At 64.1% G+C, this 8631-nt stretch carries 9 protein-coding genes; 6 read left to right on the top strand and 3 right to left on the bottom strand.

The window, feature by feature from the left end:
* Window positions 1–134: 134 nt before the first annotated feature.
* The 6 genes from benA (at window position 135) to J5M73_RS21270 (ending at window position 5865) form a co-directional block, all read left to right on the top strand.
* The gene (benA, locus tag J5M73_RS21245; RefSeq protein ID WP_102864749.1) at window positions 135–1499 is read left to right on the top strand and encodes a benzoate 1,2-dioxygenase large subunit; all 1365 of its coding nucleotides are present in this window, start codon (window positions 135–137) and stop codon (window positions 1497–1499) included.
* A complete protein-coding gene (gene benB, locus J5M73_RS21250) occupies window positions 1496–1984 on the top strand; it encodes a benzoate 1,2-dioxygenase small subunit (RefSeq protein WP_102864750.1) in 489 nt (162 codons plus the stop codon). The genes benA and benB overlap by 4 nt, the downstream gene beginning before the upstream one ends.
* A 10-nt stretch (window positions 1985–1994) precedes the next feature.
* Window positions 1995–3008: a benzoate 1,2-dioxygenase electron transfer component BenC gene (gene benC / locus J5M73_RS21255; RefSeq protein ID WP_102864751.1), complete on the top strand. Its 1014-nt coding sequence runs from the start codon at window positions 1995–1997 to the stop codon at window positions 3006–3008.
* Window positions 3009–3150: 142 nt separating this feature from the next.
* Window positions 3151–3924, top strand: a complete 774-nt coding sequence (locus J5M73_RS21260) for a 1,6-dihydroxycyclohexa-2,4-diene-1-carboxylate dehydrogenase (protein ID WP_102864752.1) — start codon at window positions 3151–3153, stop codon at window positions 3922–3924.
* A gap of 273 nt (window positions 3925–4197) precedes the next feature.
* Entirely contained in the window at window positions 4198–4929 is a 732-nt protein-coding gene (locus tag J5M73_RS21265) for an alanyl-tRNA editing protein (RefSeq protein ID WP_102864753.1), read from the top strand.
* Window positions 4930–5865: a hypothetical protein gene (locus J5M73_RS21270; protein ID WP_102864754.1), complete on the top strand. Its 936-nt coding sequence runs from the start codon at window positions 4930–4932 to the stop codon at window positions 5863–5865.
* Window positions 5866–5931: 66 nt separating this feature from the next.
* Here J5M73_RS21270 and J5M73_RS21275 read toward each other — a convergent pair whose 3' ends face one another.
* The 3 genes from J5M73_RS21275 to J5M73_RS21285 form a co-directional block, all read right to left on the bottom strand.
* Window positions 5932–6477 carry a hypothetical protein gene (locus J5M73_RS21275; protein ID WP_102864755.1) on the bottom strand — a complete coding sequence of 182 codons (546 nt, stop codon included), beginning with the start codon at window positions 6475–6477 and terminating at the stop codon, window positions 5932–5934.
* A 97-nt stretch (window positions 6478–6574) separates the two neighbouring features.
* Window positions 6575–7957 carry an ATP-binding protein gene (locus J5M73_RS21280; RefSeq protein WP_102864756.1) on the bottom strand — a complete coding sequence of 461 codons (1383 nt, stop codon included), beginning with the start codon at window positions 7955–7957 and terminating at the stop codon, window positions 6575–6577.
* A complete protein-coding gene (locus J5M73_RS21285) occupies window positions 7954–8616 on the bottom strand; it encodes a response regulator (protein WP_060840095.1) in 663 nt (220 codons plus the stop codon). The genes J5M73_RS21280 and J5M73_RS21285 overlap by 4 nt, the downstream gene beginning before the upstream one ends.
* Between the last annotated feature and the right edge of the window lie 15 nt (window positions 8617–8631).

Raw genomic sequence — 8631 nt, forward strand, 5'->3', positions numbered from 1 at the left:
CGTTCGCAGCCTGCGGCAGCGACTACAGAGCAATCTGCAGAAAACGGATACAGGTCTGCACGCATCGGCTATTGCCCTGCCAACCCCCGTCCTAGCATGGCCCTGCCTGAATAAAAACAATGGAGGCGGCGGCCATGTCCCTGCGACCCGAATACCTGCATTCCCTGCTTGAAGAAGACCCCGACCAGGGCGTCTACCGCTGCAAGCGGGAGATGTTCACCGACCCCCGGCTGTTCGACCTGGAGATGCAGCACATCTTCGAAGGCAACTGGCTGTACCTGGCCCACGACAGCCAGATCCCCAATCCCAACGACTACTACAGCACCACCATGGGCCGGCAGCCGGTGTTCATTGCGCGCAACAAGAACGGCGAACTCAATGCCTTCATCAACGCCTGCAGCCATCGCGGCGCCATGCTCTGCCGGCACAAGACCGGCAACAAGGCGTCCTTCACCTGCCCGTTCCACGGCTGGACCTTCAACAACACCGGCAAACTGCTCAAGGTCAAGGACCCGGCCGCCGCCGGCTACCCGGCCAGCTTCAACTGCGACGGCTCCCACGACCTGACCCGCGTCGCGCGCTTCGAGTCCTATCGCGGCTTTCTGTTCGGCAGCCTCAACCCCGACGTATTGCCCCTGGTGGAGCACCTGGGGGAGTCGGCGAAGATCATCGACATGATCGTCGACCAGTCCGCCGACGGCCTGGAAGTGCTGCGCGGCTCCTCCAGCTACATCTACGAAGGCAACTGGAAGCTCACCGCCGAGAACGGCGCCGACGGCTACCACGTCAGCTCGGTGCACTGGAACTACGCCGCCACCCAGAACCAGCGCAAGCAGCGCGAAGCCGGGGAAGACATCCGCACTATGAGCGCCGGCACCTGGGCCAAGCAGGGCGGTGGCTTCTACTCCTTCGACAAGGGCCACATGCTGCTCTGGACTCGTTGGTCCAACCCCGAGGACCGGCCGCTGTACGAACGCCGCGACGAGCTGGCCCGGGACTTCGGCCAGGCCCGGGCCGACTGGATGATCGAGAACTCGCGCAACCTGTGCCTGTACCCCAACGTCTACCTGATGGACCAGTTCAGCTCGCAGATCCGCATTGCTCGGCCGATCTCGGTGGATCGCACCGAAATCACCATCTACTGCATCGCGCCCAAGGGCGAGAGCGACGAAGCCCGGGCCCGGCGCATCCGCCAGTACGAAGACTTCTTCAACGTCAGCGGCATGGCCACCCCGGACGACCTGGAGGAGTTCCGCTCCTGCCAGCTCGGCTACCAGGGCAGCAGCACGGCCTGGAACGACATGTCCCGCGGTGCCGAGCACTGGGTCCAGGGGGCGGACGACGCAGCGAAAGAAATTGACCTGCAGCCGATCCTCAGCGGCGTGCGCACCGAGGACGAGGGCCTGTTCGTGATGCAGCACAAGTACTGGCAGCAAACCCTGCTGGCGGCCCTGGAGCGTGACGCTTCACGCCGGATCGATGTGGAGGCCGTGCAATGACTGTTTCCTACGACACCGTGCGCGATTTCCTGTACCGCGAAGCCCGCTACCTGGACGACAAGGACTGGGACAGCTGGCTGGAACTCTACGCCCCGGACGCGACCTTCTGGATGCCGTCCTGGGACGACAGTGACCAGTTGACCGAAGACCCGCAGCGGGAAATCTCACTGATCTGGTACGGCAACCGCAGCGGTCTGGAAGACCGGGTGTTCCGCATCAAGACCGAGCGCTCCAGCGCCAGCATTCCCGACACCCGCACCTCCCACAACCTGAGCAATATCGAGCTGCTGGAGCAGGGCGACGGCCTGTGCAAGCTGCGCTTCAACTGGCACACCCTGAGCTTTCGCTACAAGACCGTGGACAGCTACTTCGGCTGCAGCTTCTACACCCTCGACCTGCGCGGCGAAAACCCGCTGATCCTGGCCAAGAAAGTCATCCTGAAGAACGACTACGTTCGCCAGGTCGTCGATATCTACCACCTCTGAGGCGACCGCCATGAGCCATCAAATCGCACTCAATTTCGAAGACGGCGTGACCCGTTTCGTCAACGCCAACCCGGGCGAAACCGTGGCCGACGCCGCCTACCGCCAAGGCATCAACATCCCCCTGGACTGCCGCGACGGCGCCTGCGGCACCTGCAAGTGTTTTGCCGAGGCGGGGCGCTACGAGCTGGGCGAGGACTACATCGAAGACGCCCTGAGCGCCGATGAGGCCGAGCAGGGTTTTGTCCTCACCTGCCAGATGCGCGCCTTGAGCGATTGCGTGGTGCGGGTGCCGGTTTCGTCCCAGGTCTGCCGCGCCGGGCAGGGCAGTTTCCAGGCCAGCATCAGCGCGGTGCGCCAGCTGTCCGCCAGCACCATTGCCCTGTCGATCAAGGGCGAGGCCCTGAGCCAGCTGGCGTTCCTGCCGGGGCAATACGTCAACCTCGGAGTGCCCGGCAGCGAACAGACCCGGGCCTATTCCTTCAGCTCCTTGCAGCGCGACGGCGAGGTCAGCTTCCTGATCCGCAATGTGCCCGGCGGCCTGATGAGCAGCTTCCTCACCGGTCTCGCCAAAGCCGGCGACAGCATGACCCTGGCCGGGCCCCTGGGCAGCTTCTACCTGCGGGATATTCGCCGGCCCTTGCTGTTGCTGGCCGGCGGCACCGGGCTGGCGCCGTTCACCGCCATGCTGGAGAAAATTGCCGAGCAGGGCAGCGAGCATCCGCTGCATTTGATCTACGGCGTGACCAACGATTTCGACCTGGTGGAGCTGGATCGCCTGGAAGACTTTGCCGCACGCATCCCGCAGTTCAGCTTCAGCGCCTGCGTGGCCAACCCCGAAAGCCACTACCCGCGCAAGGGCTACGTGACCCAGCACATCGAGCCGGTGCACCTCAACCAGGGTGATGTGGACGTGTACCTGTGCGGCCCGCCGCCGATGGTCGAGGCGGTGAGCCAGTTCATCCGCGAGCAGGGCATCGCCCCGGCGAATTTCTACTACGAAAAGTTCGCCGCCAGCGCCGCCTGAAGGGCGCCTCGCCGCTGTAGGCGCTGGCTTGCCAGCGAAGGCGTCGACAAGGGCGCTGCAAGGCTCAAGGGCCCCTTCGCCGGCAAGCCGGCTCCTACGTCGGGTGGCGTGCTCTCCATCTTTTTGCATTCACGAGGTTTCCATGAACCGTTTCCACAACCAAGTCGCCCTGGTCACCGGCGCCGCCCAAGGCATCGGCCGTCGCGTTGCCGAACGCCTGGCCGAAGAGGGCGCTCGCGTGGTGCTGGTGGACCGCTCCGAACTGGTCTTCGAACTGGCCGCCGAACTGACCCCACGCTTCCCGGTCCTGGCCCTGACCGCCGACCTGGAGCAGTACCGCGAATGCAGCCGAATCATGGCGGCGGCCATCGCCCACTTCGGCCGCCTCGACGTCCTCATCAACAACGTCGGCGGCACCATCTGGGCCAAGCCCTTCGAACACTACGAGCCCGCGCAGATCGAAGCCGAAGTCCGTCGCTCGCTGTTCCCGACCTTGTGGTGCTGCCACGCCGCCTTGCCGCAGATGCTGGAGCAGGGCAGCGGGGCTATCGTCAACGTCTCGTCCATCGCCACCCGCAGCCTCAACCGCGTGCCCTACGGCGCGGCCAAGGGCGGGATCAACGCACTCACCGCCTGCCTGGCCTTCGAAACCGCCGGCCGTGGCGTGCGGGTCAACGCCACCGCTCCGGGCGGCACCGAAGCCCCGCCGCGGCGCATTCCGCGCAACAGCGCTGAACAAAGCCCTGAGGAGCAAGTCTGGTACCAGCAGATCGTCGATCAGACCCTCGACAGCAGCCTGATGAAACGCTACGGCAACATCGACGAACAAGCCGCAGCCATCCTGTTTCTGGCCTCCGCCGAAGCCTCCTACATCACCGGCACAGTGCTGCCGGTGGGCGGCGGCGACCAGGGCTGAGGGGCAACCTGCTGCTGACTGACCGACCTGTAGGAGCCGGCTTGAGAGATCGCGTTCGCCGGCAAGCCGGCTCTTACGGCAATCGCGTATTGGGTTGGCTTTTGCACGAGAGGTAGGTTGGGGATTGTGTACGCCGAAAATTAATCCTGAGGATTTATTATTAATCCAGGGGTTGAATATTCATCGGCAGATGGTTCTTAATGCACCACACAGGCAACGGCTGTTCATGGGAATCCCCGGCCGGCCGTGAATGCTCAAGGACGCGAGGCACACATGAACCCAACCCTTCCTTTGTTTCATCAGCAACCCTACCTGCAAACCGTGCAATGCCAGATCCACCGGCTTGAACGGGACGATTCGGGTGCGCCCTTCGCTCTATTGAGCGAGACGGTGTTCTATCCCCAGGGCGGCGGCCAACTGGGGGATCGGGGGCTTCTGACCCTCAGCGAACCCGGGGCCGGTGATGTGCCGCAGGTGATCGAGATCACCACCACCAAAAGGAAGGACGACGAGATCAGGCATTACCTGAAGCTGGATGACGCCGGGTTCGGGCAACTGCAATCACTGGTGCCGGGGCAGGGGGTGACGGCGACCCTGGACTGGTCCCTGCGCTATCAGCAGATGCGCATTCATTCGGCCATGCACCTGATGCACTGCCTGCTGGAGCAGACACTGGGACGCTCGATTCCACACCCGGTCCGCTCGCCGTTGAATGACCAGGGCGGGGAAAATCACTATGAGTTCATGGGCGAGTTCGATGAGCAGAGCCTGGAGCGCGCTACGCAAGAGTTGAATCGCTTTTGCGCGGCCGGTCATGCCGTCAGAACCCAGGCCGACACCGGCAAAGGACCAGGCTATCGCTGGTGGCAATGCGGCGATTGGTCGATCCCCTGTGGTGGCGTGCATGTCGGCAATACACGAGAGATAGGGGCCGTCACTGCCAGCATGAAAATCAGGAAGAGCACCACCCGGGTCGCTGTTTCGTTCGCGGTAGAGGTTGAGTAAATGTCGGAGAACCAGCAGGCCTTTGGCGCGTTTCTCACCCAGTTGCGCCTCGAAAGCGGCCACCTGAAGATTTCAACTTTTCTGGAAACCGTGAACATTCCGTTTTCCGCCAACCACTACCGGGACGTCGAGGCAGGGCGCAAGCACCTGAGCCTTGAGTCAGCCGTCGAACTGCATGACCAACTGGGCATCGTCCCCGCCAGCAAGTCGAGCTTCGATTACTACTGGCATTACTTTCGTGACTTGTTGCCGGCCCCCGTGCACGAAATGCTGTTTGGCAAAGGGGTGGAGGTCAAGGATCTTTCCGCCATGCTCGAGGTGCGCGAACACGACTCCAAGCTGCTGCGCCGCGCCTTGAGCCTGAGCCGCTACGAACGTGAGTTCATCGTCACCGAAGAGATCATTGCAGCCTTCAAGGAACACTTCGAACTGCTGCCGTTGATGACCTATCTGTACATGGTGGACAGCGCCTCGGTGGCCGAAATCCAGGCGGTGTGCCAGCAGCTCGGCCTGGCCTACGACGCGCGTACCGAAGCCTTCCTGAGCCTTGTGGCCAAGGAGCGCAGTACCCCGCAGTCACCCTTCGTGCGCCATGCCCCCACCTTGAGAATGCCCAGAACCGCAGAGGCCCTGGCGCTCAAGGACCGGTTCCTGCGTCACGAGATCGATCGATCGTTGACCAAGCCCGAGCAAAGCGAATATTTCAATGTGTCCGGATCATTCAAGTACAGCGCGATGGTCACGCTCAAAGCGGCGGACATCGAAGAGATCCAGGACCGTCTTGTCGATCTGTTTTCGGTGATCGAAGTGCACAACAAATCTTCCGGACAACTGGAAGACCCAGGGGCTGATCCCTACTTCTTCGGGCTGGTGGTGTCGGGCCGTCCGGAGTACGACGGGCGCGCGGGGCGATCGAAGAAAAAGAGCCGGGGATGAAGCAGGCGCTGGCCGCTGCCACCCGTGGCCACAGCCGAGCTGCGGGTGGAGACGGCCCAGGCGGCGCTATGACCTGTTCTGGGGAATGGCATAGGGCAGGGTGATGGGCGGCGCGTCCTGCAAAGGCCGCGAAGACTTCGCCATCAGATAACCGATGATCTGCGCCGAGCTGAGCTCGATATGCAACAGGTCTTCATCGTCAAACCACGCGTTGGGCCAGAAGATCAGGTCCGAGGCATTGGCTTCGGGGAAGTTGGTTTCCAACAGGCCCAGGGCGTAGTCCGTATCAGACTCCGTGCCCTCGCTTTGGCAGATGAAATCCGCCACGGCGCACGCTTCGTCGAAGCTCAGGTCGTCAACGTAGCGCTCTTGATGAAAGGCCGTGCGCAGAAAGTTCTCCGCGCTGGTATGGCTGTGCATGTCGCGAAATTCGTGGAACTCGAAAGGCCGGCCGGCGTGGCTGTTCCATTGCTGGATCAGCGCACTGATCTCGGGGCTTTCCCGTTCCTGGTTGTCCCAGATCCGGTCGAGGATCTGCTTGAGCAAGTCCTTCATCAGCGCCCGTATTTTCGGCGTCGCGGGTGTTGGTTTCAGCCGTTCCGGCATGGCCATGGGGGTCTCCCTGATTGTTATTTCATGCGGCTGGCGGAGGGGCCGCCAGCCCCCCGATTCCCGAGCGGCGCACAGGATAGGCCCTTCGCGCCGCCGACTAAAGCACCGGCCCCAGCCGCAACAACGCACACAACCCGCCCTCAGGCCGATTGCGCAACTCCAGACGGCCACCGATCTTGCTGACGATCATCTGCACAATCGCCAGCCCCAGCCCGGCGCCATGGGCGTTGCCCTGGCTGTAGAAACGCTCCAGCAAACGTCCGCGTTCCTCTTCGTTGATACCGGGCCCGGCATCTTCCACGCACAGGTGCATCGCGCCATCGGCCTGGGGCCGCAGGCCGACCCGCACCTCGCTGCCCGCGGGGGCAAAGTTCAGGGCGTTGGTCACCAGGTTCTGCAGGGCAATGGCCAAAGCCACCGGGTCGGTGTCGATCAGGCAGCCTTCGTCGCCTTCGAGCACCAGTTCAACATCCTTCTCCAGGGCCAAAGGCGTCAGCTCCGCCAGCTCTTCGCGCACCAGGGCGCTGAGGTCAATGCGGCTCAGGCGCGGGTTGCTCAGCTGCGGCTCGATGCGCGCCATGGTCAGCAGCTGACTGCCGATGCGGGTGGCGCGGTCGACGCCGCTCACCAGAAAATCCAGGGCTTCCTGGCGTTGCTCCGGGCTGCCGGCGCTCTGGGCGTTCTGCGCGTGAATCCGCAGGATCGCCAGGGGCGTGCGCAGTTCATGGGCGGCGTCGGCAATAAAGCGCCGCTCGCGCTCCAGCAGGCTGTCGATCTGCGCCAGTAACTGGTTGAGGGCGGTCTGCATCGGTTCCAGGTCCTGGGGCAACGGCTTGAGCCCGAGCGGCTGCAAGGTGTCGCTGCTGCGCCCGCGAATGGCCCGGGCCATGGCCCGCAGCGGCGCCAGGCCCCAGCCGATGGTCAGCCAGATCAGCAGCGCCAGCAGCGGCACGCCGATCAGGGTCGGCCACAGGGTATGGCGCACGATGCGCTGGATCAGGTCCTGGCGAATGTCATCCCGTTCGCCGACCCAGATCAGCAGGCCCTGCTGCGGGTCGGCCAGGAGAAAGGCGCACCAGTCCTTGCCGTTTTCCAGGATGTCGTGGGCCCCCAGGGTGGTGGGCGGCGCCTCCAGCAGCGGGGCCTCGGCGGAGCGCATCAGCAACTGGCCGTCGTCGCGCCAGACCTGGAAGGTCAGGCGGGTTTCATAGGGGTGGGCGGCGCCGTCCACGCCGACCCGGCTCATGGCCTGGTCGAAGGCCTGGTGCAGGCGCTCCCAGTCCGCCGCGTCCGTCTGTTGAGCCGGGTCGCGCTGGCGCAGCACCCCTTGCAGCAGCCGCGCGCTCTGGGCCAGCTGGGCGTCGTAGACCTCTTCGATTTCATGGTGGCTGTCGCGCAGCACCAGCCAGCTGATCAGCAAATCCCCCAGCAGCACCAGGACCAGGACCGGCAGCAGAATCCGCGTGCGCACCGAGTTCATGGCTTGAGCTCCAGCACATAACCGACGCCGCGCACGGTGCGGATCAGCTCGCTGCAGAGCTTCTTGCGCAGGTTGTGGATCAGCACTTCCAGGGTGTTGCTCTCGACCCGGTCCTGCCAGCCGTACAGCGCCCGGGACAGGCGTTCGCGGGTCACCACCTTGCCTGGGCGCACCATCAGCTGATGCAGCAACTGGTATTCCATGGGGGTGAGCACCACCTCGGCGTCTTGGTAGTGCACCTGCTGGTTGGCCGGGTCGAGGCAGATCCCGGCGTGCTCCAGCAGCGGCTGGGCACGACCCTGGCTGCGGCGCAGCAGGGCGCGGACCCGGGCCTTGAATTCCTCGACATCGAAGGGCTTGACCAGGTAGTCGTCGGCCCCGGCATCCAGCCCGGCGATGCGCTCGGCGGTGCCGTCGCGGGCGGTGAGAATCAGCACCGGCAGGTCCTGGCGGGCGGCGCGCAATTGCTGGAGCAATTCCAGGCCGTCGAGCCGCGGCAGGCCCAGGTCCAGCAGCAACAGGTCGAAGCTTTCCGTGCGCAGGGCATGCAGGGCGCTGGCGCCATCCTGCAGCCAGTCCAGGGTGTAGCCTTCGGCGCTCAGGGCCACGCGGATGCCCTGGCCGAGGGCACGATCATCTTCGACAAGCAGCAGGCGCATGGGGTGTTCTCGGTC

Source organism: Pseudomonas sp. 50_B (genome assembly GCF_017491625.1).
Lineage (GTDB): Bacteria > Pseudomonadota > Gammaproteobacteria > Pseudomonadales > Pseudomonadaceae > Aquipseudomonas > Aquipseudomonas danubii.

Coding starts and splice junctions, on each gene's coding strand:
- benA (WP_102864749.1), top strand. CDS start 135: ATGTCCCTGCGACCCGAATACCTGCATTCCCTGCTTGAAGAAGACCCC.
- benB (WP_102864750.1), top strand. CDS start 1,496: ATGACTGTTTCCTACGACACCGTGCGCGATTTCCTGTACCGCGAAGCC.
- benC (WP_102864751.1), top strand. CDS start 1,995: ATGAGCCATCAAATCGCACTCAATTTCGAAGACGGCGTGACCCGTTTC.
- J5M73_RS21260 (WP_102864752.1), top strand. CDS start 3,151: ATGAACCGTTTCCACAACCAAGTCGCCCTGGTCACCGGCGCCGCCCAA.
- J5M73_RS21265 (WP_102864753.1), top strand. CDS start 4,198: ATGAACCCAACCCTTCCTTTGTTTCATCAGCAACCCTACCTGCAAACC.
- J5M73_RS21270 (WP_102864754.1), top strand. CDS start 4,930: ATGTCGGAGAACCAGCAGGCCTTTGGCGCGTTTCTCACCCAGTTGCGC.
- J5M73_RS21275 (WP_102864755.1), bottom strand. CDS start 6,477: ATGGCCATGCCGGAACGGCTGAAACCAACACCCGCGACGCCGAAAATA.
- J5M73_RS21280 (WP_102864756.1), bottom strand. CDS start 7,957: ATGAACTCGGTGCGCACGCGGATTCTGCTGCCGGTCCTGGTCCTGGTG.
- J5M73_RS21285 (WP_060840095.1), bottom strand. CDS start 8,616: ATGCGCCTGCTGCTTGTCGAAGATGATCGTGCCCTCGGCCAGGGCATC.